Source organism: Pantoea sp. C1E2 (assembly GCF_056491465.1).
On the sequence record NZ_JBSZHT010000002.1, the window covers coordinates 2,186,222 to 2,211,903 of the forward strand.

A 25,682-nucleotide genomic window follows, 5' to 3' on the forward strand; every position below is an offset into this window, starting at 1 on the left:
CATTAATCCTTGCGATGGCCGTAAACGCGCGGCTGGGTGTAGTAATCAATCAGCGGCACGCAAATGTTCGCCAACAGAACCGCGAAGGCCACACCGTCCGGATAACCCCCAAAACTGCGAATCAGCCACACCAGCAAGCCAATCAATGCACCATAAACCAGGCGACCACGATTAGTCGTCGAGGCGGTGACCGGATCGGTGGCGATAAAGAACGCACCGAGCATGGTTGCGCCAGAGAACAAATGAATCAGCGGCGAGTTCAGTGATTCCGGTGAGAACAACCAGCCAAGGGTTGCGCAGAAGGCCAGCGACACCAGGAAACTGACGGGGATGTGCCAGCGAATGGCATTCTTCGCCAGCAGCAGCATCCCACCCAGCAGATAGCCAAGGTTGATCCACTGCCAGCCTAACCCGGCCAGCACGCCGGTATAAATCGGCTCAGCCAGCAACTGCTCTGCACTGTGCCCGGCACGTAAGCCGGTTTTAAAGGTATCAAGTGGGGTGGCCTGACTCACGCCATCCACTCCGAGCTGGAGTTGCTGCATGGTCTCACCGGCCAAGGTGTGATTAGTGAAAACCATGCTCAGAGAATCGAGCAAACCGGGTTTGATTGCCTGTAAGGAGTCTGGTGGTAACCAGCTGGTCATCTGCACCGGGAAAGAGATCAGCAAGACCACATAGCCAACCATGGCCGGATTGAAAGGGTTTTGCCCCAGGCCGCCATAGAGTTGTTTCGCGATAACAATGGCAAACACGGTGCCAATGACCACCAGCCACCAGGGTGCCAGCGGCGGCAGACTGATACCGAGCAGCAGTGCGGTGAGCAGGGCAGAGTTATCCGACAGTGTCGGAACCACCGGTGCCTTGCGCAGACGCAAAATGGCGCCTTCAGTGATCCACGCGGTGGCGGTAGCCAGCAATACCTGAATCAGAAAACCCACGCCAAAGAAATACCACTGCGCGACCATGCCCGGCAGGGCAGCCAGCACCACCAGCAGCATGATGTTGCCGGTGCTGCGGCGGTTGTGGGTATAAGGAGAACTTGCGATACGAAAAGCCATTTATTCCTCAGTCGTCGAAGGCTGCTGCTGCGCTTTACGCGCTTTGGCACGGGCGACCGCGGCAGCAATTGCCGCTTTACGTGGGTCGGCGGAGTCAGGAGAGGTAGCAGCCTCTACTTCAGAAGATGATTCAGGTGCGGTTTCAGTGGGTGCCGATGCCTGTTCAGCCGCCGCTGCCTTCTTCGCTTTAGCGCGGGCAATAGCGGCTTCAACCGCCGCTTTACGCGGATCGACTTCAGCGGCCGGAGCTGCATTCGCGGGTTCAGATGCTTGTTCACCAGCCGCAGCCGCAGCTTTCTTCGCTTTAGCACGCGCAATAGCGGCTTCAACCGCGGCTTTACGCGGATCGCCAGACTGGCGGCTTAGCGCCTGCGTTTCAGATTGTTTTTCCGCCTGCTGAGCTAACGCCTGCGCATGACGGGCTTCGCGTTCGGCGGTTTCCTGCTCTGGTGTTTTGGCGGCACGCGACTTCACGCGAGCAATCGCCGCGTCACGTTCACCCTGATCGCTACGCGCCACACGCTGTTTGGCTTCTTCATGACGTGCTTCACGCTCCAGCTTTTCACGTTCTAAACGCGCCTGACGCGCTTCAAAGCGCGCCTTCGCTTCGGCGGTGCGTTTCGCTTCGAGATCGATAGCGCGCAGCTCAGCCTTCTCCTGGCGATAATATTGCACCAGCGGAATATTACTCGGGCAGACGTACGCACAGGCACCGCACTCAATGCAGTCATCAATATTATGCGCACGCGCTTTCTCATGGTCGCCGCCCTGGCTGTACCAGAATAGCTGCTGAGGCAGCAGCTTCGCCGGGCAGGCATCTGCACAGGCACTGCAACGAATACAAGACTGCTCTTCTTCGTTATTGCCCATCTCACTGGCTGACGGCGCCAGAATGCAGTTGGAGATTTTAACCAGCGGCACGTTCAGTGATGGCAGCGTAAAGCCCATAAGCGGACCACCCATGATCACCATCTGACGCGAGCCAGGTGTGAAATCAACATGGTGCAACAGATGGCTCACCGGCGTGCCCAGGCGTCCCCAAACGTTACGCGGCTGCGCAATGGCTTCGCCTGTCAGCGTGACGACACGTTCGGTAATCGGCTCGCCATCGATAATGGCGCGCTTTACCGCCCAGGCCGTACCGACGTTTTGCATCAGTACGCCAATATCGGTGGAACGACCGCCGTGCGGCACTTCAACGCCGGTAAGAATCTGAGTCAGTTGTTTGGCGCCACCCGATGGGTATTTGGTTGGGATAACGCGCAGTTGCAACTCGCGGTCACCGCCCAAAGCCTGCTTCAGCGCTGCAATCGCCTCGGGTTTATTATCTTCGATGCCAATCATCACTCGTTCTGCCTGCAATACCCAGGCAAGGATGCGACATCCTTCCAGCACTTCCGCCGCGCAGTCCTGCATCAGACGATCATCGGCAGTGATGTAAGGCTCGCATTCGGCGGCGTTGATAATCAGGGTTTTGACCCCGCGCAATCCGCCACGCAGCTTGGTGGCGGTGGGGAAGCCCGCACCACCTAAACCGGCGACGCCTGCTTCATGAATACGTTTCACGACATCTTCACGTGGCAACGCACGGAAGTCAGGTTGCGGATCGAGCGTGGTCCAGCGATCTTCACCATCGGCGCGCAGGAAAATACACAGTTCGGAAAGACCCGAAGGGTGCGCTGTCATATGTGGCGCAATCGCTTCGATGGTACCGGAAGTCGGCGCGTGAACCGGCAGCATGCGTCCGCTACCAAAAGTCAGCGGCTGACCACGCAGAACGTGATCGCCAGGCGACACGCAAATCTCGCCTTCATGGCCGATATGCTGTTTTAACGGAATGATGAATTGTTCAGGCAGCGGCAACTGGCTTAACGGCGTGCCGTTTGACTGGGTTTTCATTTCCGGCGGATGAATACCGCCCTGAAAATCCCACAGTTTTTCTTTGCGGAACAGTTTTAGCAGATTAAGCATGAGTTTCTACCGGGATCACCCGTACAGGAATGGTTTCGAGATCCCATTTCCAGTTGGCCGTGGTGGTGGCAACCGGACGCATTTCAATACAGTCGGTCGGACAGGGAGCAACACACAAATCGCAGCCAGTACAGACATCGCTCAGCACGGTATGCATGGCGCGTGTGGCGCCCACAATCGCATCCACCGGGCAAGCCTGGATGCATTTGGTGCAGCCGATGCAGTTGGCTTCATCAATCCATGCCACGGTGCGGATCGGTTCCTGCACTTCCTCACCACCATCCAGCGGTTGCGGTTCAACGTTCAGCAGTGCGGCCAGCTTGAGCATGGTTTGCTCGCCACCGGGGGCGCATTTATTAATGGCCTCACCGTTATTACCCACGGCATCCGCATACGGACGACAGCCGGGATAACCACACTGGCCGCATTGACTCTGCGGCAGAATGCTGTCGATCTGTTCGACGATCGGATCTTCTTCCACCTCGAATCGGCGCGAGGCGTAGCCGAGCAGGGCGCCAAAGACCAGGCCCAGCGCAGCAATCGCCACAATAGCAATCCAAATCGCGGTCATTAGAATTTCACCAGCCCGGTAAAGCCCATAAAGGCCAGCGCCATCAAGCCCGCAGTTACTAATGCAATTGAGTTGCCCTTGAACGGCGCAGGAACGTTGGCTAACACCAGGCGCTCACGCATACCGGCGAACAGCACCATTACCAAAGAGAAGCCGAGCGAGGCACTGAAGCCATAGACCGCGGCCTGCAAAAAGGTATGGTTAAGATTGACGCTCAGTAACGGCACACCCAGCACTGCACAGTTCGTGGTAATCAGCGGCAGGAAGATACCAAGCAAGCGATAGAGTGACGGACTGGTTTTGCGCACCACCATTTCGGTGAATTGCACCACTACGGCGATCACCAGGATGTACGCCAGCGTGCGCAGGTAGACCAGGTCGAGCGGCACCAGAATCAGATGGTTCACCAGCCAGGCGCAGATTGACGCAAGGGTGATTACGAAAGTGGTGGCAAGTCCCATGCCAATGGCCGTTTCCAATTTTTTTGACACGCCCATGAAGGGGCATAGGCCGAGAAACTTCACTAATACGAAGTTATTCACCAGCACGGTGCCAATAAAGAGAAGTAAGTAGTCGGTCATTTTTTAACCTGGGAAGCCGAAAGGCGTCTATTATCCGGAATTGAGAGGTGCATCTCAACCTCTACACAAAATGTGTGGGTGTTGAGAGCACTCAGAATTAAATTCCTGACGAAACTCGCGCCGTTATGGTTGGATAAACGTCTCTTTCACACGCTGAGAGCGTTTGAAGTAGGGCACAAATACCGCCGCAGCCAGCAGCGATAACAGCAGCGTTTGAATCGCCTTACTATCCGCCACCGGGCTGAACGCGAACGTTTTTAATGCCAGTAGCACGGTCATCAGCAGCCACAGGATGTAATGACGCGGTAAGCGGCGAGAACGTTTACAGAAAATCCAGCAGACCCAGATACTGTATACCCAGACCACAGCGGCGGTGAGCAAAGAAATCGCCCATTGCATCAACAACTCGCCGTGAGTAAAAAGCGTGGTGCGCAGTTCGGTATTAAATAACGGGCTCAGATACATGGCCACGACGAGCGCACTGGTCAGCATTGTCATAATCAACCAGGCCAGCGGCAACAACAGCCAGCCAGCAATACGCGGCGGGTTTACCGATTCGGTCATCTTGCGGATCCTGTAACGAAATTTAGAAGGCGTTGTATGTCCAAACGGGGCACGCCCGACATGGACAACGCAATAGTGCAGAAAAAGGCGGGGAAAACCAATTACATTACGTAGCGCCAGACAGATTTTGGCACGCGTCCCATATCGAAAAGGCGGCCGCCGGAAACAAGTTCAGCACGACGGTGATCGGCAGCGCGATACATATTGATGATGTCATTATCATCGGTCAGCGAATAATTAAGATGGTCGTAGAGTTTTTCCAGACTCTCAAGATTATTCACTTTGCGGAATTTCAACAGGTAATCTAGCGCAGTCATGATTGCCATTAAAAAATAGAAAACTGGGAAGTGCCCAAGTATAGGGAGCACGCCGTCAGAGTCCATACGCACGCGTTAAAAAAATTCAAAAATCAGACAACGTGAGCTAATTCGCTCATAAAAAGACATTTTTTCTTCATTTTACTGTTTTAAACGCGCATTTCTGACCGCGAATAGGGCAATTTCAGCCCCGACGCACGATAGGATGTAAAAAAAGCTCACACCCTTGAAGCAAATAAACGACGTCATTCTTTTTTCAGCTTAGCGCCCTGATTTTTACGCTTATAAAGGCTTTATGGGGCAAATTATGTCGATCAGTTTGGCAAATTCATGTACAGGCTTTAAAAACACCCATCACATAGTGTGCGAATAATCACAAAACTGATCATTGCTCGTGTCCGCGGTCAATAACCATTCTTTACGCAACGTCTGTAATCGCTTCCAGTGTTAACGTTCATAACCGATTCTGTTTATTACATTTATTTAACGGCTACTGAAATAATTTTCAGGCAAATCGTCCATATGGCTGGTACGACTTCTTAAGGGGTTAATTACGTAACCCCTTTAATTCATTCTATTTTGTGAGGCATGTCGCGCTTGTTTTCTCGCTTTTGCGCCAGGCTTAATCTGCGTTTTGTACCCCTACAGCACACTCCCTTCAGAGGAATGAAATTATGTGGAAACGTTTACTCTTAACCGCCATGGTGAGTTCAGCATTGAGTACGTCTGTACTTGCCGCTGATATGACGGTGGGCTTCTCACAGGTTGGCTCGGAATCTGGCTGGCGTTCAGCGGAAACCAACGTGGCGAAAAGCGAAGCGCAAAAGCGCGGTATCACGTTGAAAATCGCCGATGGTCAGCAGAAGCAGGAAAACCAAATCAAAGCGGTGCGTTCGTTCATCGCACAGGGCGTTGACGCCATCTTCATCGCTCCGGTGGTGCAAACCGGTTGGGAACCGGTGCTTGAAGAAGCCAAAGACGCCAAAATCCCGGTGTTCCTGTTAGACCGCGCCATCGTGGTAAAAGACAAATCGCTGTATATGGCGGTGGTGACCGCAGACAACGTGCTGGAAGGCAAGTTGATCGGTGACTGGCTGGTGAAAACAGTCGGCGACAAGAAGTGTAACGTGGTTGAGTTACAAGGCACCGTGGGTGCCAGCGTAGCGATCGATCGTAAGAAAGGATTTGCCGAAGCCATCGCGGGCCACAACAACATCAAAGTGATCCGTTCGCAGTCCGGCGACTTTACCCGTAGTAAAGGGAAAGAGGTAATGGAGAGCTTTATCAAGGCGGAAAACAACGGCAAGAACATCTGCATGGTGTATGCGCATAACGATGATATGGCGATCGGTGCCATCCAGGCTATCAAAGAAGCGGGTCTGAAGCCGGGCAAAGATATCCTTACCGGTTCTATCGATGGCGTTCCGGATATCTACAAAGCGATGCTGGCGGGTGAGGCCAATGCCAACGTAGAGCTGACGCCAAACATGGCGGGTCCGGCCTTCGATGCGCTGGAGAAATTCAAAAAAGACGGCACGATGCCACCAAAAATCATCAAAACCGAATCGAAATTGTATCTGCCGGACTCCGCGCAGGCCCAGCTCGACACCAAAAAAGGCATGGGTTACTGATCCCCGCAACCGCCCTTCGGGGCGGTTTTTCATGACGTAAGGCGAGGTAGAACCTGATGAGCACCGCAGATGCATCCGCACTCCTGACTCTCAACGGTATCAGCAAAGGTTTTCCCGGCGTGAAAGCGCTGAATAATGTGTCATTCAGCATTCGCAAAGGCGAGATCATGGCGCTGCTGGGCGAAAATGGCGCGGGGAAATCCACGTTAATTAAAGTGCTGACCGGCGTTTACACCCGTGATGCAGGCACCATCACCCTGAATGGCACCGCTATTTCACCGCACAATACTGCCGATGCGCAGCAAATGGGCATCGGTACGGTTTATCAGGAAGTGAATCTCCTGCCGAATATGTCGGTGGCAGACAATCTCTATATTGGCCGCGAGCCACGCCGCTTTGGCATGATCGATCGTAAGCGTATGGTGCGTGACGCCGATGCGCTGATGCGCAACTACGGTTTCGCCCTCGACGTGACGCGTCCTCTGGGCCATTACTCGGTGGCAATGCAGCAGATCATTGCGATTTGCCGCGCCGTGGATCTCTCGGCTCAGGTGTTAATCCTCGACGAACCCACAGCCAGCCTCGATGCCAGTGAAGTCGAAATGCTGTTTACCCTGATGGCGCAACTGAAAGCCAAAGGGATGAGCCTGATTTTTGTCACACATTTTTTAGACCAGGTGTATCGCATTACCGATCGCATCACCGTATTGCGCAATGGGCAGTTTATTGCCACACGTGATACGGCATCGCTGCCGCAAATCGAATTGATCAAACTGATGCTGGGGCGCGAGCTGTTGGAGACCGCCCTGCAGCGTCAGGGCAGTACGTTGAAGAGCAATCAACCAGTGGTGTCATTCAAAGATTACGGCAAGAAGGGCACCATCGAACCGTTCGACCTGGAGGTGCGCCCGGGAGAAGTGGTGGGCTTAGCCGGATTACTGGGATCGGGCCGCACCGAAACCGCCGAAGTCCTGTTTGGCATCCGTCGTGCGGATCGCGGTACCGCCACCATTAAAGGCAAAGTGCAGCACATTCGGACACCGGCCAAAGCTTCCCATTTGGGCATGGGGTTCTGCCCGGAAGATCGTAAAACCGACGGTATTATCGGCGCGGCATCGGTGCGCGAGAATATTATTCTGGCACTGCAGGCCCAACGCGGCTGGCTAAGGCCGATCAAACGTCGTGAGCAGCAGGCCATCGCCGAGCGCTTTATCAAAAGCCTGGGGATTCGCACGCCTCATGCCGATCAGCCGGTTGAGCTACTCTCCGGCGGTAATCAGCAAAAGGTGCTGCTGTCACGCTGGCTGGTGACTAAACCGCAATTCTTAATCCTCGACGAACCGACGCGTGGCATTGACGTTGGTGCACATGCCGAGATTATTCGTTTGATTGAAACACTGTGCGCCGATGGACTGGCGTTACTGGTTATCTCCTCTGAACTCGAAGAGCTGGTGGGCTATGCCGATCGCGTGTTGATCATGCGCGATCTGAAGCAGGTGGCTGAAATCCCGCTGGAGCAGCTGTCGGTGGCATCAATCGTGAATGCCATCGCCGATGGAGGAGCACAACATGCTTGAATCCCCTATGACACATCCAAAACCTGAACGGCGTAAGCCGAAGTTGCCGCCTGGCATGCCACAAATCGTCGCGCTCATCTTGGTGCTGCTGGTGGATAGCCTGGTCGCGAACAATTTTTTTGCCGTGCATATCCAGGATGGCCGCCTGTTCGGCAGCCCGATTGATATCCTCAACCGCGCTGCGCCGGTTGCGCTGCTGGCCATCGGTATGACGCTGGTGATTGCCACCGGCGGGATTGATTTGTCGGTAGGCGCGGTAATGGCAATTGCGGGCGCAACAGCAGCCACGCTGACGGTTGCTGGCCACAGTCTGACCTTTATCATCCTTGCCACATTGGGTACCGGACTGGCCTGTGGCTTGTGGAACGGCGTGCTGGTTGCCCTCCTGAAGATTCAGCCGTTTGTGGCCACGTTGATTTTGATGGTGGCCGGGCGCGGTATCGCGCAGCTGATTACCCAGGGTCAGATTGTGACCTTCAACAGCGACAGCCTCGGCTGGTTCGGCAGTGGCTCGTTGTGGATGCTGCCGGTCCCGGTGTGGATAACCTTGCTGGTGGCGCTGTTGGTGTGGCTGCTGACGCGTAAAACCGCGCTAGGACTGTTTATCGAAGCGGTGGGCATTAACCTGCGAGCTGCCCGTAATGCCGGTGTCAACGGTTGGTTAGTGGTGATGTCCACCTATGCCATCAGCGGTGTGTGCGCGGCTGTTGCGGGCCTGATCGTGGCCGCGGATATTCGTGGCGCCGATGCCAACAACGCGGGCTTATGGCTGGAGTTGGATGCCATTCTCGCCGTGGTGATTGGCGGCGCATCGCTGATGGGCGGGCGTTTTAATCTGGTGCTGTCGTTAATCGGCGCGCTGATTATCCAGTCGATGAATACCGGTATTTTGCTCTCTGGCTTCCCGCCGGAGTTGAATCAGGTCGTGAAAGCGGTAGTGGTGATGTGTGTGCTGTTACTGCAATCGCCGCGCTTTATCGCCATGCTGAAAGGGAGACGACCAAAATGATTAAGCGCCATCTGCCATTGATGATTACGCTGCTGGTGTTTGTCGCCGGTTATCTGTTCTGCCTGAGTCAGTTCCCTGGCTTTGCCTCGACACGCGTGATCTGCAATATCCTGACCGATAACGCGTTTCTCGGCATCATCGCCGTCGGCATGACGTTTGTGATTTTGTCAGGCGGTATCGATCTGTCGGTGGGAGCCGTTATCGCCTTTAGCGGTGTGTTTCTGGCGAAGATCATCGGCGATTATCACGTCGATCCAATCCTTGCCTTCGCGATTGTACTGGCGATGGGGGCACTGTTTGGCGCCATGATGGGCTGGCTAATCGATGCGCTGAAGATCCCGGCCTTTATCATTACCCTGGCGGGGATGTTCTTCCTGCGCGGTTGTAGTTATCTGGTGTCGGAAAACTCGATTCCCATCGACCACCCGCTGTATTCCACGCTGTCGAGCCTCGCGTGGAAGATTCCCGGTGGCGGTCGTCTCAGCCTGCTGGCGGTGATTATGCTTGTTGTAGTGATTGGCGGCATTATACTCGCGCATCGCACGCGTTTTGGTAATCAGGTGTACGCCATCGGCGGCAGCCTGACGTCGGCGCAGTTGATGGGCGTTTCAACTCGCGCCACCACCATCAAGATTTATATGCTGTCCACTACCCTGGCGACACTTGCGGGGATTGTGTTCTCGATTTATACCTCGGCAGGCTATGCCCTGGCAGGCTTGGGCGTGGAACTGGACGCGATTGCCTCGGTGGTGATTGGCGGCACCTTGTTGTCCGGTGGTGTCGGCACGGTACTCGGCACGTTGTTTGGTGTATTGATTCAAGGCCTAATTCAAACATGGATTAACTTTGACGGCACGCTGAGTTCGTGGTGGACGAAGATCGCCATCGGTATTCTGTTATTCGCATTCATTGCCCTGCAACGCCTGCTGACCGTGATGTGGGATCGTCAAAAGAATGCGCCGGTTAAGCGTTTAACTTCGTAGTTGTCAGTGGCTTGTTTTAGGAGGTGCGCAATTTGCGCACCTTTTTTGTTTTGAGGCTCCGATTCGAGGGTGTTGGAGGCTTGGTGCTCAGAATTGTGGATGTTGGGTGGGGATTACAAGGGTTGGCGCTCATATTTTGAATGCAACGAACCTGCATAAAGGAGACAAAGGTGGGCAGTGGAGTAAAGCGTACGCCGCATGGATGCGGCGTCCAAGGCTACAGGGATGTATTCACGCCGACTTTACGTAACGTCCACCTTTGTTGACTGGACCGCGCGTTTTTAGCCACAGCACCCATCTTTGTAAGTTAGGTGGAGTTGCTGATGGTTCGGTGCGAAGCCCCACAAAGGCCAGCCCGATCGCAAAGGAACCCCGCATCCATGCAGATCGACCGCGCCATCCCTGGCGCGAACGCTTTGCTCTTCGGGCTGGCCTCTACGGGGCAGTTAGGAGGTTCATCGCTGTGGTCTGTGCAAACTTGAAAGTTCTGCTCAGTCCCGGACTCCTCCGTAAAGAGAGAACGGTGGTTAGGACTTTTATTGCTGTAGTCAGTGCGAACTTGAATATTCGATTCAAATTCAGCGCCAAAAAAACCGCAACGAACCTGCATAAAGGAGACAAAGGTGGGCAGTGGAGTAAAGCGTACGCCGCATGGATGCGGCGTCCGAGGCTACAGGGATGTATTCACGCCGACTTTACGTAACGCCCACCTTTGTCGACTGAACCGCACGTTTTTAGTCACAGCGTCCACTTTTGTCGACTGAACCGCACGGTTTTACCCACAATCCACTTTTGCCCACTGGAACGCGGGTTTTAGCCACAAAAAAGCCGCGAGTTAACGCGGCTTTAACCGGTAATCAAACGATCAACGTGCTAACCGGTAATACGCCTCATTCCAGCGCAACGCGTCTTTGAACGCCGGCAAACGCGTATCCTCATCAATCACCAGCACCTCAATGCCGTTCAGCTCGCCGTACAGATACATATCATCCAAATCCAGTGCCTGACTAAACACCGTATGGTGCGCACCGCCGGCCAGGATCCAGGCTTCAGAGGCGGTAGCCAGTGAGGGCTGGGCACGCCACAAGGCACGCGCAACCGGCAACTTCGGCAGCGGTTTTGGCTGCTCAATCGCATCCACCACATTCACCAGCAAACGGAAACGATCGCCCATATCAATCACGCTGGCATTCACCGCGCGACCGGCTGGCGTGGAGAAAATCATACGCGCCGGATCGGCTTTGCCACCTATGCCAAGGAACTGCACATCAATTAACGGCTTCGCCTCTTTGGCTATCGATGGACACACTTCCAGCATATGTGAGCCGAGCACCAAATCGTTGCCCGGTGAGAAGTGATAGGTGTAATCCTCCATAAATGAGGTGCCACCCGCACGGTTCCCGGCTTGCACTTTCAAAATATGCAGCAGCGCGGCGGTCTTCCAGTCACCTTCACCGGCGAAACCATAACCCTGGCCCATCAGACGCTGCACCGCTAACCCCGGCAACTGCGTCATGCCATGCAGGGTCTGGAAATTAGTGGTAAAGGCTTTACAGCCTTCATCATCAAGGAAACGCTTCAAACCAAGTTCAATGCGCGCTGCATCCAGCACGTTCTGACGCTTCTCGCCATTGACGGCGGCAGCCTCGCTGAACAAATACTGGCTCTCATATTCATCGACCAGCGCATGCACATCGCCATCGCTGACGCTATTTACCACCTCAACCAGATCGCCGACGCCCCAACCGTTAACCGAATAACCAAACTGAATCTGCGCGGCCACTTTATCGCCTTCAGTCACCGCCACTTCGCGCATATTGTCGCCAAAGCGCGCCACTTTCAGCTGCTGGCTGGCCTGCTTCGCTAGTGCCGCATTGATCCAGCGTCCGATGCGTTGCTGGCTGGTCTTATCCTGCCAGTGGCCGGTCACCACGCTGTGCTGTAAGCCCATGCGCGCGCCGATAAAACCGAACTCGCGGCCGCCGTGCGCGGTCTGATTCAGGTTCATAAAGTCCATATCCATACTGTCCCACGGAATCTCGGCGTTGAACTGGGTATGGAATTGCAACAGGGGCTTATTCAGGATACTCAGCCCACCAATCCACATCTTGGCCGGTGAAAAGGTGTGTAACCAGGTAATGATACCGACACAATTATTGTCGTGATTGGCTTCGCGGCACAGCGCCAGCGCTTCATCCGGTGATTTCACCAGCGGCTTCAACACCAGCGGCACCGGCAGCGTGCCCGCCTGATTCAATCCGTCCATCACCTGGCGTGCGTGATGTTCGACCTGGCGCAAGGTTTCCGCTCCGTAGAGATGCTGAGTTCCAATCACAAACCAAACGTTCTGTTCCATTTCTCGCTCCTTTACTTAGCGGATGTGGCGCGGGCGGCATACTGAGGTTCAGCGGCCTGGCACCAGTTTTGATAGCGTTGATAAAGCTGTTGATAGCCCGCCACGCGCAGACTGTTGGGCTGCAAGGTCACGGCAATCGGACTTGCCATCACCTGCTGTGCGGCAGGCACATCGGCATACACGTTCGCGGCGACGGCGGCAAAAATGGCAGCACCCAGCGCGCAACACTCGTCAGAAGCCACGATATCCAGCGGACGATTCATCACGTCGCAACAGGCTTGCATAATGGCGGGAGACTTCCGCGCAATGCCGCCGAGCGTCAGAATGCTCTCCACCGGAATCTGCTGCTTCTCGAAACACTCCATAATGGCGCGCGCACCAAATGCCGTGGCAGCGACCAGACCACCAAACAAGGCGGGCGCGTCGGTGCCAAGATTCAAATCGGTGATCACGCCTTTCAGACGCTGATTGGCATCCGGCGTGCGACGCCCGTTGAACCAATCCAGCACCACGGGCAGATGATCAAGCTGGGGATTGGCGGCCCAGGCTTCGGTGAGGGAGCGGATCAAATCCTGCTGCATTTCGGCGAGTTGTGGCTGCAGCTCAGGATGACGCGCCACGGCCTGCTGCAGCGGCCAGCCCAGCAAGCGACTGAACCAGGCGTAGATATCACCAAACGCAGATTGACCCGCTTCGCAGCCAATGGCGCCCGGCACGACGCTGCCATCGACCTGGCCGCAAATGCCTTTGATGGCGCGGTCACCGACTTTCTCACTGTCGGCAATCAGAATGTCGCAGGTTGAGGTGCCAATCACTTTCACCAGCGTATAAGGCTGCGCGCCCGCACCGACTGCGCCCATATGACAGTCGAAGGCGCCACCGGAGAGAATGACCTGTTCCGACAACCCCAAACGCTGCGCCCATTCGGTGGAGAGGGTGCCCACCGGTACATCAGCAGTGAAGGTGTCGGTAAACAATGGAGAATCCAGCTGCTCTACCAACAGCGGATCGAGTGCACGGAAAAAATCTGCGGGCGGTAAACCCTGCCATTCAGGATGCCACAGCGATTTGTGTCCAGCGGCGCAGCGTCCACGCCGCAGCTGCGCCGGGGCGGTGCGCCCGCTCAACAGGGCTGGCACCCAATCACAGAGTTCCACCCAAGACACTGCCGCATCACGCACCGCTGCATCCTCGCGTGACACGTGCAGAATCTTGGCCCAGAACCACTCCGACGAATACACGCCGCCGATATAGCGGGTGTAATCGGTGAAATGACCGTTGCGGCACAGCTGATTAATCTTTTCCGCTTCTTCAATTGCGGTGTGATCTTTCCACAACACAAACATGGCGTTGGGGTTGGTGGCGAACTCCGGGCGCAACGCTAAAACGTTGCCGTCACGGTCAATCGGCGCAGGGGTTGAACCCGTTGAATCCACACCTATCCCCACTACGGCGGCGCGCTGTTCGGGGGTTAACGCTTGCACCACCGCGACCACCGCCTGCTCCAGCGCGTCAATATAGTCTTGTGGATGATGGCGGAAACGGTTGGCGTGCGCGTCACAGAATTCCCCCTTCGCCCAGCGCGGATAGTTCACCACTGCCTTTTCCAGCTCTTTACCACTGTGGCAGTCCACGGCGAGGGCACGCACCGAGTCACTGCCAAAATCCAGCCCAATTGTTATGGCGCCAGCACCCATTGGGATTCTCCTGTGTGAGTTATCTGGCTCTATCCTGGAATGCGGGTGCGTAAGCGGTTAGTCATCGCTGGCTGAGAATATGCACTTTTCTGTCATCGAAACCGTTATGTGATCGATAGCAAAAGTTAATGACTGGTTAATTTCGCTGAATATATGGAGGAATTGGTCATCGTTTTGGGATGTGATACCGCTCTACATTTTTCTTCTCCATTACCGCTACAACTAGCCCAGCGTTTGCACAGCCTTTGTACAACCTTTGAGCTAACGCGCTGATTTTGCGCTGTACCCAAACGTGAAATCCAATTGGTAGCGTTTACACCGATTCGTTATTAACAGCGAAAAACGCCATTGTGCCGGAGAGCATCATGCATAAATTCACTAAAGCGCTGGCGGCGGTAGGTCTCGCCGCGGTTATGTCACAATCCGCTATCGCCGAGACCATGAAACTCGGTTTCCTCGTCAAACAACCGGAGGAACCCTGGTTCCAGACCGAATGGAAGTTCGCTGATAAGGCCGGTAAAGATCTTGGCTTTGAAGTGATCAAAATTGCCGTGCCCGACGGCGAGAAAACGCTGAATGCCATCGATAGCCTGGCGGCGAGCGGAGCCAAAGGTTTTGTGATTTGCACCCCGGATCCGAAACTGGGTTCAGCCATCGTGGCGAAGGCGCGCAGCTATGGCCTGAAAGTGATTGCAGTTGACGACCAGTTCGTCACCGCCAAAGGCAAGCCAATGGACACGGTGCCGCTGGTGATGATGGCCGCAACCAAAATTGGTGAGCGTCAGGGCCAGGAACTCTACAAAGAGATGCAGAAGCGCGGCTGGGATGCGAAAGAGACCGGCGTAATGGCGATTACCGCTAATGAGCTGGATACCGCACGTCGTCGCACCGGCGGTTCGATGGACGCGCTGAAAGCAGCCGGATTCCCGGAAAAACAGATCTATCAGGTGCCGACCAAATCCAACGATATTCCCGGCGCGTTTGACGCTGGTAACTCGCTGCTGGTGCAGCATCCAGAAGTGAAACACTGGCTGATCGTCGGCATGAATGACAACACCGTGCTGGGTGGCGTGCGCGCGACCGAAGGCCAGGGCTTCAAAGCGCCCGACGTGATTGGCATTGGCATCAACGGTGTGGACGCGGTGAGCGAGCTGTCAAAAGGTGCAGCAACCGGCTTCTACGGTTCGCTGCTGCCAAGCCCGGATGTGCACGGTTATAAGAGCAGCCAGATGCTCTACAACTGGGTGACCAAAGGCGAAGAGCCAGCGAAATTCACCGAAGTTACCGATGTGGTGCTGATTACCCGCGACAACTTCAAAACCGAGCTGGCGAAGAAAGGGCTGATGTAACGGTCAACGGTCACCATTAATGGTGACCCTACAAATGATGAGCACGACATTTGTAGGGTGTGCAGTCAACGGTGACCTCTACAAATGATGAGCACGGTATTTGTAGGGCGCGCATTTATGCGCGCCTGAGATCTAACAGGCACTATCCAGGAGTTTCCATGGAAACTGATCAAGCCTTTCTGTCCTTTCATGGCATCAGTAAAACCTTTCCGGGCGTAAAAGCGCTGCAGGATATCTCGTTCCAGTGCCGCGCCGGGGAAGTGCACGCGCTGATGGGCGAAAACGGCGCAGGGAAATCCACGCTGTTAAAGATTCTCAGCGGCAGTTATCAGCCGACTGAAGGTGAAATTCGCATCAAAGGCGATACCAAAAGCTTCAACAACACCGTGGACGCGCTGGATGCGGGTGTGGCGATCATCTATCAGGAACTGCATCTGGTGCCTGAGATGAGCGTGGCGGAGAACATCTATCTTGGCCAGCTGCCCCACAAACGCGGGTTGGTGAATCGCAAACTGCTGCGCTACGAAGCGGATTTGCAGCTTAAAAATCTCGGCATGGATATCGATCCTGATATGCCGCTGAAATATCTGTCGCTCGGCCAGTGGCAAATGGTGGAGATTGCCAAAGCGCTGGCGCGCAATGCGCGCATTATCGCCTTTGATGAGCCGACCAGTTCACTTTCGGCGCGTGAAATCGAGCATCTGTTCCGCGTCATCCGTCAGCTGCGCGATCAGGGCCGTACCGTGCTGTATGTGTCGCATCGCATGGAGGAAATTTTTGCCCTGAGTGATGCGATCACCGTGTTCAAAGATGGTCGCTATGTGCGCACCTTCACTGACATGGCCAACACCCATCATGACGATCTGGTGCAGGCGATGGTCGGCCGCAACCTTGGCGATATCTACGGCTATGCGCCGCGCGCCTTGGGTGAAGTGCGTTTGCAGCTTGATCAGGTCGAGGCCAAAGGCGTGCGCATGCCAATTTCGCTGACGGTACGAGCCGGTGAAATCGTTGGCCTGTTTGGTCTGGTGGGCGCAGGGCGCAGCGAGTTGATGAAAGGGCTATTCGGTGCCACCAAACTGCGCGGCGGCAGCGTGTCGCTGGATGGCAAAAAACTCAACATCCGCCAGCCGATCGATGCGATTCGCGCGGGGATCATGCTGTGCCCGGAGGATCGTAAATCTGAAGGCATTATTCCGGTGCACTCGGTGCGCGACAACATCAATATCAGCGCACGTCGCCATAACCTCACGGCGGGTTGTCTGATTAAACCCGGCTGGGAGGCGAAAAACGCCGATCTCCACATCCGCTCACTGAATATCAAAACACCAGGGCCGCAGCAGCTGATCATGAACCTGTCAGGGGGCAATCAGCAGAAGGCAATTCTGGGCCGCTGGCTGTCCGAAGAGATGAACGTGATTCTACTGGATGAGCCGACGCGCGGTATTGATGTCGGTGCCAAACATGAGATTTATAACCTGATTTACCAACTGGCAAATAAAGGGATCGCGGTGCTGTTTGCTTCCAGCGATCTGCCCGAAGTCATGGGGCTGGCTGACCGCATCGTGGTGATGCGCGAAGGTGAAATTGCCGGAGAACTGCCACACGACGCGGCCACGGAGCAGCTGACGCTGAGCCTGGCGATGCCGAAAACACCTCAAGCGGCCGCCGTGGCCTGATGTAAAGGAGAGCAACAATGGCTTCATCTACCACTTCCAACACGCCACCGGCACAGCGCAGCGGACTGCAGTTAGGGCGTATCTGGGATAATTTCGGCATGCTGGTGGTCTTTGCGCTGCTATTTATCGTTTGCACCATCTTCGTGCCCAACTTCGGCACTTTCATCAATATGAAAGGGCTGGGACTGGCGATGTCGATGTCCGGCATGGTGGCGTGCGGCATGCTGTTTTGCCTCGCGTCTGGCGATTTTGATCTTTCCGTCGCCTCGGTGATTGCCTGTGCCGGTGTGGTAACCGCCGTGGTAATTAACATGACGGAAAGCCTGTGGCTGGGCGTCGCTGCCGGTTTAGTGCTCGGTATGGCCACCGGATTCATCAACGGTTTTGTGATTGCCCGGTTAAAAATCAATGCGCTGATCACCACGCTGGCGACCATGCAGATTGTGCGTGGTCTGGCGTATATCTTCTCTGACGGTAAAGCGGTCGGCATCGAGGATGAGCGCTTCTTCACCCTCGGTTATGCCAACTGGCTGGGTTTGCCAGCGCCGATCTGGCTGACCATCGCCACCATGATTGTGTTTGGTTTCGTGCTAAATAAAACCACCTTTGGCCGCAACACGCTGGCGATTGGCGGTAATGAAGAAGCGGCACGTCTGGCTGGGGCGCCGGTGGTGCGCACCCGCATTATCATCTTCATTTTGTCGGGGCTGGTCTCGGCGGCGGCGGGCATTATTCTGGCCTCGCGCATGACCAGTGGTCAGCCGATGACCTCACTCGGTTATGAATTGATCGTGATTTCAGCCTGTGTGCTGGGCGGCGTTTCATTGAAAGGCGGCATCGGTAAGATTTCGTATGTAGTGGCGGGCGTGCTGATATTGGGTACGGTTGAGAATGCGATGAATTTATTGAATATCTCGCCGTTCTCACAGTATGTGGTGCGCGGTTTGATACTGTTAGCGGCGGTGATTTTTGACCGCTATAAACAGAAAAACAAAGCGGCCTGATTCCAGCCGTAAAAGATGAGGCAGGGCGGCCAAAGGGTCGCCCTTCTGGCGCGCGGCACTGCGCATTTACAGGTTACCGTGAGGGCACTATGTACCATCGTGAACCCCCCAGTGAGCAGCAGAACCCCCTGTTACCCGGCTATCCCTTTAATGCCTGGCTGGTGGCGGGCTTAACGCCGATCAATGCTAACGATCAGCTGGATTTTTTTATCGACCGACCGCTCGGTATGAAGGGTTACATCCTTAATCTGACAATCAAAGGTCAGGGTCGCATTTTTGATGGCGAATCGGCGTTTGACTGCGAACCCGGTGACCTGCTGTTGTTCCAGCCTAAAACCCCGCACTACTATGGCCGTTCACCTGACAGCCCATGCTGGTTCCACCGCTGGGTCTATTTCCGTCCGCGTGCTTACTGGACAGACTGGTTGCAGTGGCAGGATGAGAGTCAGGGCGTGGGGCGGTTGCGGTTGCCAGAAGCGCAGCGTGCCGAGTTTGATCGTCTGTTCGCCAGCATTGAACAAACGCACAATTCGGGTCGTCGCTTTGCCGAAGAACTGGCTATGAACCTGCTGGAGCGCCTGCTGTTGCGTGCGGTAGAGGAAGATCCGCGCAGCCATCAGCAAATTCGCGATCCGCGCGTGATTGAAGCCTGTCAATACGTCACCAACCATCTGGCAAGCGAGGTGAAAATCGAGGAAGTGGCGCGCCATGTGTGTCTTTCCCCGTCGCGACTGGCGCATCTGTTTCGCGAACAGATGGGGATTAATTTGCTGCGCTGGCGTGAAGATCAGCGGGTGATCCGCGCCAAATTGCTGCTGCAGACCACGCAGGAGCCGATTGCCTCGGTTGGGCGAGAAGTGGGTTATGACGATCAGCTCTATTTCTCTCGCGTTTTCCGCAAACGGGTCGGCGTCAGTCCCAGTGATTTCCGGCGTCGTAGTCAGGATGCGCACGATGCCTTAGTCGCTCAGGAAAGCTGGCAACCGGCACGGAGTGCTATCTCCTGAGTTTTCAGGTGATTCCGCCTTGTTGTTACTGGCTGATTCGTCTTAAATCAGTCTGGTAACGAACAAGAGGAATGAGAATGAGCGATAAATTACGTGTCGGCCTGATTGGCTATGGTTTTGCCAGCAAAACCTTTCATGCTCCTTTGATCGTCGGCGCGCCTGGCGTTGAATTGGCAGCCGTCTCCAGCAGTGATGCCAGTAAGGTGCATGCCGACTGGCCCTCAGTGCAGGTAGTTTCGGATCCACAGGCGCTGTTGGATGATCCGACACTGCAACTGATTGTCATACCCACCCCGAATGACACTCACTTCCCATTAGCCAAAGCGGCGTTGAATGCTGGTAAGCATGTCGTCGTGGATAAACCTTTCACCGTGACACTGTCACAAGCGCGTGAGCTGGATGCGTTGGCCAAGGCCAAAGGTTTGCTGCTCTCGGTATTCCACAACCGCCGCTGGGACAGTGATTTTCTGACGCTGAAAACGTTGCTGGCTGATGGCGCCTTGGGTGATGTGCGCTATCTCGAATCGCATTTTGATCGTTTCCGTCCCGAGGTTCGTCAGCGCTGGCGTGAAATGAAAGGCCCTGGCAGCGGTATCTGGTTTGATCTGGGGCCGCATGTGCTGGATCAGGCATTGCAACTGTTTGGTCCGCCGGTCGCCATCAATGTGGATATGGCAGAACTGCGCCCAGGTGCGCAAACCACCGATTATTTCCATGCGGTGCTGACCTATCCAACCCGTCGTGTGGTTTTGCACGCCAGCATGCTGGCGGCAGCGGAGTCGGCACGCTTCGTGGTGCACGGTACGCGTGGCAGCTACGTCAAATATGGCCTCGATCCGCAGGAAGATCGTCTGAAAGCGGGTGAACGTCCACCGCAGGAGGATTGGGGTTATGACATGCGCAACGGCACTTTGACGCTGGCAGAAGGCGACGTGATGGTGGAAAAAGAGCTGCTGACGCTGCCGGGTAACTATCCGGCCTACTACGCGGCGATTCGCGATGCGATTGCCGGCACCGGTGAGAATCCCGTCCAGGCTGAAGAGGCGATTCAGGTGATGGAGCTGATTGAACTTGGTTTACAGTCCGCTGAAAAACGCCAGACGATGTCGCTGAAGTGACACAATGAAAGTGCGCTTTGAGAGAATCCGTGCCAGCAAACAGGCAAGGTTACTCTGCAGGGCGGCTTCATTAAAAAGGTACGCAGCGATGCGCACCTTTTTTGCTTTTAAAGCGCGTTATCCCGCCACGCGCTGACGCAGCGCAGCTTTCTCTGCATCGCTGAGGAAGGCAATCGTCACACCATTTTCCTGCGCCTGGCGCATCTCTTCGGCGGTGAGTCCGGCCTGCGGCGCAGCGTGCTCATACTCATGCGCCAGCTCAATACCCTGAACTGCCGGATCATCGGTGTTGATGGTGGCGAGGATGCCGTGCTGCAGGAAGGCTTTCAGCGGATGAGTGGCCAGCGAAGCCACGGTGCTGGTCTGAATATTCGAGGTCATGCAGGATTCGATACCAATACGCTGCTCAGCCAGGAAGTCCATCAGCGCACGGTCTTCAATCGCTTTCACGCCATGGCCAATACGCTCCGCGCCGAGTTCACGAATCGCCTGCCAGATGCTTTCCGGACCCGCGGCTTCACCGGCGTGCACGGTAATGCGGAAACCGGCATCACGCGCGCGATTGAAGTGGCTGAGGAACTCACTGCCCGGGAAGCCAAGCTCATCACCGGCCAGATCAACGGCAGTAATGCCATCGCGGTGTGCCAGCAAGCCTTCCAGTTCGCGCAGGCAGGCTTCATCACCGAAGGTACGGCTCATAATGCCGATCAGATTCACATCCACGCCGTACTGTTTCACGCCCGCGCGCACGCCATCAATCACGGCTTCTACCACACCGGCAATCGGCAGGTTATGGGTCATCGCCATATAGCCCGGCGAAAAGCGCAGTTCCGCGTAGTGGATCCCTGCACGCGCAGCATCTTCGACGTTTTCCAGCGCAATACGGCGGCAGGCGTCTAAATCGCCCAGCACTTTTACGCCCCAGTCCAGCTTCTGCAGGAAGCTCACCAGATCGGGTTCATTGGCCGTGACTTGCACATGCGGACGCAGATCGTCGAGCGAGTTGGCAGGCAGCGCGAGATTAAACTGGCGACCTAAATCAAGAATGGTTTGTGCGCGGATGTTGCCATCAAGGTGGCGGTGGATGTCGGTCAGGGGGAGTTTCAGGTCAATCATGTCGCACTCGCTAAAGTTTCATAAAGTGCAGAGCATTATAAAAACATCTTGCGCAACAGCGCCAGCGATTTGCGCAAGACGTGAAATGGATGCTGAATTAATCAGCATCCGAGCGCATTTAATACGATTTTAAAGCAGCAATCAGGCGATCCAGCCCGTCATCCAGCTTACTGCGTGGGCAACCCGCGTTGAGGCGCAAATAACCCCGGCTGGCATCACCGTAAGTCGAACCCGGCATGATCGCCACTTTGTACTGATGAATCAGCTGCTGTTGCAGTGCCTGCTCATCAATACCCAGCGGGGTGAGATCAATCCATGCCAGATAGGTGGCGGCAGGGGGCTGCCAGCTGAGCGCAGGAAAAGCGGTATTAAGCCGCTGCGCGATATGCTGCATATTCGCCTGCAGATAGTCGCGCAGTGCATCCAGCCAGGCTTCACCCTCGCGATACGCGGCGATGGTCGCCGCGACGGCCATCACCGCCGGTGACGATAAGCCATCCTGCTGTTTGAGTGCGTGGTACCAGGCCTGGCGATCGGCTTGATGCGGAATGATGCCCCACGCGCCCGTCAGTGCCGGAATGTTGAAACTCTTCGAAGCCGAGGTAAATAATGCCCAGGGAGATTGCGCCACCTGGCTCCACGGGATGTGGTGTGCATCGCCCAACACCATATCCATGTGGATCTCATCGCTGATCACCTTCACATCGTGGCGCGCACAGAGCGCGGCCATTTGCTGCAACTCCTCACGCTGCCACACTTTACCGGTAGGATTGTGCGGGCTGCACAGCAGCATCACTTTGCAATCGGGTCGCGCCAGTAGCTGCTCCAGTTGCGCCATATCACACTGCCAGTCATTACCCTGGCGCTGTAGCGGCAGTTCCAGCACGCGGCGCTGATTACCGTTGATAGTGTTATAAAACGCATCGTAGGCAGGCGTATGAATCAGCACTTCATCGCCGGGTTTTGTCCAGTGGCGCAGCAATTGCGCCACCATGTAGATCACCGACGGGCCGTAAACCAGCGATTGCGCCTCAACCTCTGTGGCAAAACGGCGCTTCATCCAGTGTTGAATTGCGGAGGTAAAGTCCTTGTGCTGCCAGCGGCTGTAGCCAAATACGCCATGGTTTAACCGCTGTTGCAGCGCTTCAATGATGCAGGGCGCCGTCGCGAAATCCATATCGGAGATGGTGAAGGGCAATAAGCCCTCCACACCAAAGCGGTCCGCCACAAAATCCCACTGCGTGCACCAGCTGCCGTGACGATCCACGCTCTGGTCGAAATCAAACTTATGCATCATTACACCGTCGCGCTCATCAGGTGTGCCATTTCATCTTTCACCGACTGCACCTGCGGACCGATCACCACTTGCAGGCTGGTTTGGTTGAGATGCACCACACCAATTGCGCCATTGGCTTTCAGCGCGGCATCGTTCACCTTGCTCATGTCCGCAATGGTGAGGCGTAAACGCGTCAGGCAGTTGTCCAGCGAGGTGATGTTTTCCACGCCGCCCAGAGCCGCCAGAATCGCCGGGGTGTTGTAGCCTGATTTACCCACGCCCGCGCGGCTAACCTGCTGTTCCACGCTGCTGGTTTCTGCTTCGCGACCCGGTGTTTTGATATTGAAGCGCGTGATAGCAAAACGGAAGATGGCGTAGTAACCCACGAACCACACCGCCGCAATCACCGGCACCCAATACCATTTGGTGGAGAGGCCGTGCAGCACGCCGAACACGAAGAAGTCGATGACGTTACCGTCAGTATTACCAATGGTCACGCCGAGAATCGCCATCACGGTAAAGCCCAGCCCCGTCAACAGGGCGTGGATCAGATACAGCACCGGTGCCACGAACAGGAACAGGAATTCGATCGGTTCAGTAGTACCGCCGACCACGCAAGCCACCACACCCGAAATCAGCAGCCCTTTAATTTTGTGACGATTTTCAGGACGCGCACAGTGGTAAATCGCCAGTGCGGCACCTGGCAAACCACCGAGGAACGCCGGCATCTTGCCTTGCGACAGGAAACGCGTGGCGCTCTCCGCAAAGCCGTGAGTCTCCGGGCAAGCCAGCTGCGCCTGGAAGATGGTAAGGGCGCCGCTGACGCTTTTGCCGCAGACGTCGAGCGTACCGCCCGCATCGGTGAAGCGAATAATCGCCACCAGAATATGCTGCAGACCAAACGGCAGCAGCAGGCGTTCGCCGGTGCCGAAGATCATCGGGCCAAATTCACCGGCACTGTTGATCATCCAGCCTAAGCCGGTAATCGCACGGGCAAAGAATGGCCAAATCAGCGGTACCACTAAGCCGAGCAAACCCATCACCACGGTGGTGACAATCGGCACAAAGCGCGTACCACCAAAGAAGGCGAGTGCGTCCGGCAGGCGAATGTTGTGGAAGCGCTCATGCAGCCAGAACACCACCACGCCAACGATCACCGCTCCCAGGATACCGGTGTCGATGGACTGAATGCCCAGGATGTTTTGTACGTTGTTGGCTTTCAGCACCGCCGCATCAGTGGTTGGCAGAATGCCGTTGATATTGAGCCAGAAGTTCACGCTCAGGTTCAGCACTGCGTAGCCGACAAAACCGGCAAAGGCAGCGACGCCTTTGTTCTCCCGCGCCATGCCCAGGGGAATCGCAATGGCGAACATCACCGGCAGATAGCTGAAGGCAAAAGAGCCAAGCTTAGCCATCCAGATAAACAGGTATTGCAGGAAGGGCTGATCGAGCATCGGAATCAGCGTCAACACATCGTGACTGCTCAGTGAACTCCCGATGCCGAGCAAAATGCCGCAAAACGACAGCAAAGCAACGGGCAACATAAAGGTTTTACCCAGACTCTGGAAAAATTCCCAAAGTGACATTTTGGGTCGGCTGGCGGACATAGTCTCTCCTGGTTAAAAAGCGGCAATTTATCAAAATGGTAAAGAATGATAAAACGTTTTACCAAGCAATTTTGTGGCTATAGTCACAAAGCGTGACTAATCCCAGGCTTTATTTTTGCGCTAATCAGTGTAACGTTTTACCTCTTTGTTTCTTCATCAGTTGTTGGAAACGGAACCGGATGTCTCAGCCTAAAACCACTATTCATGATGTCGCACAAGCGGCTGGCGTTTCTGTCTCGACGGTCTCTTTGGTGCTGTCTGGTAAAGGACGTATCTCTACTGCCACCGCCGAGAGAGTTAATCAGGCAATTGAGCAGTTGGGTTACGTACGCAACCGTTCGGCATCGATTCTGCGTGGCGGTGAGAGCGGCGTTATTGGCTTGATCGTGCGCGATCTCAGCCAGCCGTTTTATGCGGCGATGACGGCGGGGCTGAGTGAAGTGCTGGAGCAGCAGGGAAAAGTGCTGGTTCTGACGCAAAGCGGACAACACGGGCAGCACCTGCAACGCTGCTTCGATTCTCTGGCCGCTCAGGGCGCCGATGGCATTGTGTTGGGGGGTGCCGTTGCGCAGGCGGAAACGCTGGTCGCGCAGGCGCATGAACAACATATTGCGCTCATTTGCGCCGCGCGTGCCAGTAGCCTCGACAAGGTCGACTCCTTGCGTCCGGACAACAGCCAGGCCGCGCGTATCGCGACAGAGTACCTGATCCGTCAGGGGCATCAGCGTATCGCGTGGGTCGGCGGATTGGGTTCTTCACTGACGCGTGCGGAACGTATTGGCGGCTATTGTGCGACGCTGCTGCAATACGGACTACCGTTTCGACCCGACTGGATCATTGAGTGCGACGATCGCCAGCAGAGTGTTGCAGCGTTAACTCAGGACTTGCTGCATCATCATCCGCGCATCACCGCCATCATTGCCCATAACGCCAGTACTGCGCTGGGCTGTTATTTTGGTGCCATTCACAGTGGACGCTCGCTGGGCGAAGATGCAGTGGACAGCTACTTTACGCAAAAGCTGGCGCTGGTCGGTTTTAATGATGATCCGCAGCGTGAGTCGTATGATTCCTCACTGACGTTTGTCAGCAGTGAAGCGCGTGATGTCGGAAGGCGAGCGGGGGAAAGGATGTTGCAACGACTGGCGAAGCCGGATGCGGAAGTGCAAACCTTGATTGTGCCGCCGCAGTTGGTGCGGGGAGGATAAAAT

Annotated in this window: 21 protein-coding genes; 10 read left to right on the forward strand and 11 right to left on the reverse strand. The window is 55.4% G+C overall.

The genetic code is table 11. The annotated features are described in order from the left end of the window. Positions 1-2: 2 nt before the first annotated feature. From rsxD to ydgT, 6 genes are all read right to left on the reverse strand, one after another. The gene (gene rsxD / locus ACXI0A_RS10685) at positions 3-1,061 is read right to left on the reverse strand and encodes an electron transport complex subunit RsxD (protein ID WP_476148963.1); all 1,059 of its coding nucleotides are present in this window, start codon (positions 1,059-1,061) and stop codon (positions 3-5) included. Then, a complete protein-coding gene (rsxC, locus tag ACXI0A_RS10690) occupies positions 1,062-3,032 on the reverse strand; it encodes an electron transport complex subunit RsxC (protein ID WP_476148961.1) in 1,971 nt (656 codons plus the stop codon). Further along, entirely contained in the window at positions 3,025-3,603 is a 579-nt protein-coding gene (gene rsxB / locus ACXI0A_RS10695) for an electron transport complex subunit RsxB (protein WP_034827415.1), read from the reverse strand. The genes rsxC and rsxB overlap by 8 nt, the downstream gene beginning before the upstream one ends. Then, entirely contained in the window at positions 3,603-4,184 is a 582-nt protein-coding gene (rsxA, locus tag ACXI0A_RS10700) for an electron transport complex subunit RsxA (RefSeq protein ID WP_476148959.1), read from the reverse strand. The genes rsxB and rsxA overlap by 1 nt, the downstream gene beginning before the upstream one ends. A gap of 123 nt (positions 4,185-4,307) precedes the next feature. Continuing rightward, positions 4,308-4,748 (reverse strand): DUF2569 domain-containing protein, encoded by a 441-nt coding sequence (locus tag ACXI0A_RS10705; RefSeq protein WP_224928749.1) that lies wholly within the window; start codon positions 4,746-4,748, stop codon positions 4,308-4,310. Between the two features lie 101 nt (positions 4,749-4,849). After that, positions 4,850-5,065: a transcription modulator YdgT gene (gene ydgT, locus ACXI0A_RS10710; protein ID WP_038647227.1), complete on the reverse strand. Its 216-nt coding sequence runs from the start codon at positions 5,063-5,065 to the stop codon at positions 4,850-4,852. 674 nt (positions 5,066-5,739) lie between these two features. Between ydgT and ytfQ the strand changes: the two genes are divergently transcribed. From ytfQ to yjfF, 4 genes are read left to right on the forward strand one after another with little or no spacing between them, the layout of a single operon-like run. Next, positions 5,740-6,696 carry a galactofuranose ABC transporter, galactofuranose-binding protein YtfQ gene (ytfQ, locus tag ACXI0A_RS10715; protein WP_097119804.1) on the forward strand — a complete coding sequence of 319 codons (957 nt, stop codon included), beginning with the start codon at positions 5,740-5,742 and terminating at the stop codon, positions 6,694-6,696. 56 nt (positions 6,697-6,752) lie between these two features. After that, positions 6,753-8,273, forward strand: a complete 1,521-nt coding sequence (gene ytfR, locus ACXI0A_RS10720; protein WP_476148955.1) for a galactofuranose ABC transporter, ATP-binding protein YtfR — start codon at positions 6,753-6,755, stop codon at positions 8,271-8,273. Beyond that, positions 8,266-9,282 (forward strand): galactofuranose ABC transporter, ATP-binding protein YtfT, encoded by a 1,017-nt coding sequence (gene ytfT / locus ACXI0A_RS10725; RefSeq protein ID WP_476148954.1) that lies wholly within the window; start codon positions 8,266-8,268, stop codon positions 9,280-9,282. Before ytfR ends, ytfT begins: the two co-directional genes overlap by 8 nt. Then, positions 9,279-10,265 (forward strand): galactofuranose ABC transporter, permease protein YjfF, encoded by a 987-nt coding sequence (gene yjfF / locus ACXI0A_RS10730; protein WP_224928738.1) that lies wholly within the window; start codon positions 9,279-9,281, stop codon positions 10,263-10,265. Before ytfT ends, yjfF begins: the two co-directional genes overlap by 4 nt. A gap of 865 nt (positions 10,266-11,130) precedes the next feature. Here yjfF and araA read toward each other — a convergent pair. Beyond that, positions 11,131-12,621: an L-arabinose isomerase gene (araA, locus tag ACXI0A_RS10735; protein ID WP_476148952.1), complete on the reverse strand. Its 1,491-nt coding sequence runs from the start codon at positions 12,619-12,621 to the stop codon at positions 11,131-11,133. Positions 12,622-12,632: 11 nt separating this feature from the next. Beyond that, positions 12,633-14,318, reverse strand: a complete 1,686-nt coding sequence (locus tag ACXI0A_RS10740; protein WP_476148950.1) for a ribulokinase — start codon at positions 14,316-14,318, stop codon at positions 12,633-12,635. A gap of 365 nt (positions 14,319-14,683) precedes the next feature. Here ACXI0A_RS10740 and ACXI0A_RS10745 point away from each other — a divergent pair, with 365 nt between their 5' ends. The 5 genes from ACXI0A_RS10745 to ACXI0A_RS10765 all read left to right on the forward strand — a co-directional run bounded on the left by ACXI0A_RS10745 (position 14,684) and on the right by ACXI0A_RS10765 (position 20,475). Then, on the forward strand, positions 14,684-15,667 hold the full coding sequence (locus ACXI0A_RS10745) for a substrate-binding domain-containing protein (RefSeq protein WP_476148948.1): 984 nt from the start codon (positions 14,684-14,686) through the stop codon (positions 15,665-15,667). 158 nt (positions 15,668-15,825) lie between these two features. Next, positions 15,826-17,346: an L-arabinose ABC transporter ATP-binding protein AraG gene (gene araG / locus ACXI0A_RS10750; protein WP_476148946.1), complete on the forward strand. Its 1,521-nt coding sequence runs from the start codon at positions 15,826-15,828 to the stop codon at positions 17,344-17,346. A 17-nt stretch (positions 17,347-17,363) separates the two neighbouring features. Next, positions 17,364-18,350 carry an L-arabinose ABC transporter permease AraH gene (gene araH, locus ACXI0A_RS10755; RefSeq protein WP_476148945.1) on the forward strand — a complete coding sequence of 329 codons (987 nt, stop codon included), beginning with the start codon at positions 17,364-17,366 and terminating at the stop codon, positions 18,348-18,350. A gap of 89 nt (positions 18,351-18,439) precedes the next feature. Continuing rightward, complete coding sequence (araC, locus tag ACXI0A_RS10760; protein WP_034827384.1) at positions 18,440-19,357, forward strand: arabinose operon transcriptional regulator AraC; 918 nt, start codon at positions 18,440-18,442, stop codon at positions 19,355-19,357. A 77-nt stretch (positions 19,358-19,434) separates the two neighbouring features. Further along, on the forward strand, positions 19,435-20,475 hold the full coding sequence (locus tag ACXI0A_RS10765) for an oxidoreductase (RefSeq protein WP_476148943.1): 1,041 nt from the start codon (positions 19,435-19,437) through the stop codon (positions 20,473-20,475). Between the two features lie 117 nt (positions 20,476-20,592). Here the strand turns inward: ACXI0A_RS10765 and add are convergent, their stop codons facing one another. From add to malX, 3 genes are all read right to left on the reverse strand, one after another. Further along, entirely contained in the window at positions 20,593-21,591 is a 999-nt protein-coding gene (add, locus tag ACXI0A_RS10770) for an adenosine deaminase (protein ID WP_034827380.1), read from the reverse strand. Between the two features lie 118 nt (positions 21,592-21,709). After that, entirely contained in the window at positions 21,710-22,888 is a 1,179-nt protein-coding gene (locus ACXI0A_RS10775; RefSeq protein ID WP_476148941.1) for a PatB family C-S lyase, read from the reverse strand. Beyond that, positions 22,888-24,474 (reverse strand): maltose/glucose-specific PTS transporter subunit IIBC, encoded by a 1,587-nt coding sequence (gene malX / locus ACXI0A_RS10780; RefSeq protein ID WP_224928716.1) that lies wholly within the window; start codon positions 24,472-24,474, stop codon positions 22,888-22,890. Before malX ends, ACXI0A_RS10775 begins: the two co-directional genes overlap by 1 nt. A 179-nt stretch (positions 24,475-24,653) precedes the next feature. Here malX and malI point away from each other — a divergent pair, with 179 nt between their 5' ends. Next, positions 24,654-25,679, forward strand: a complete 1,026-nt coding sequence (gene malI, locus ACXI0A_RS10785; RefSeq protein WP_476148939.1) for a Mal regulon transcriptional regulator MalI — start codon at positions 24,654-24,656, stop codon at positions 25,677-25,679. The last annotated feature ends 3 nt before the right edge of the window (positions 25,680-25,682 follow it).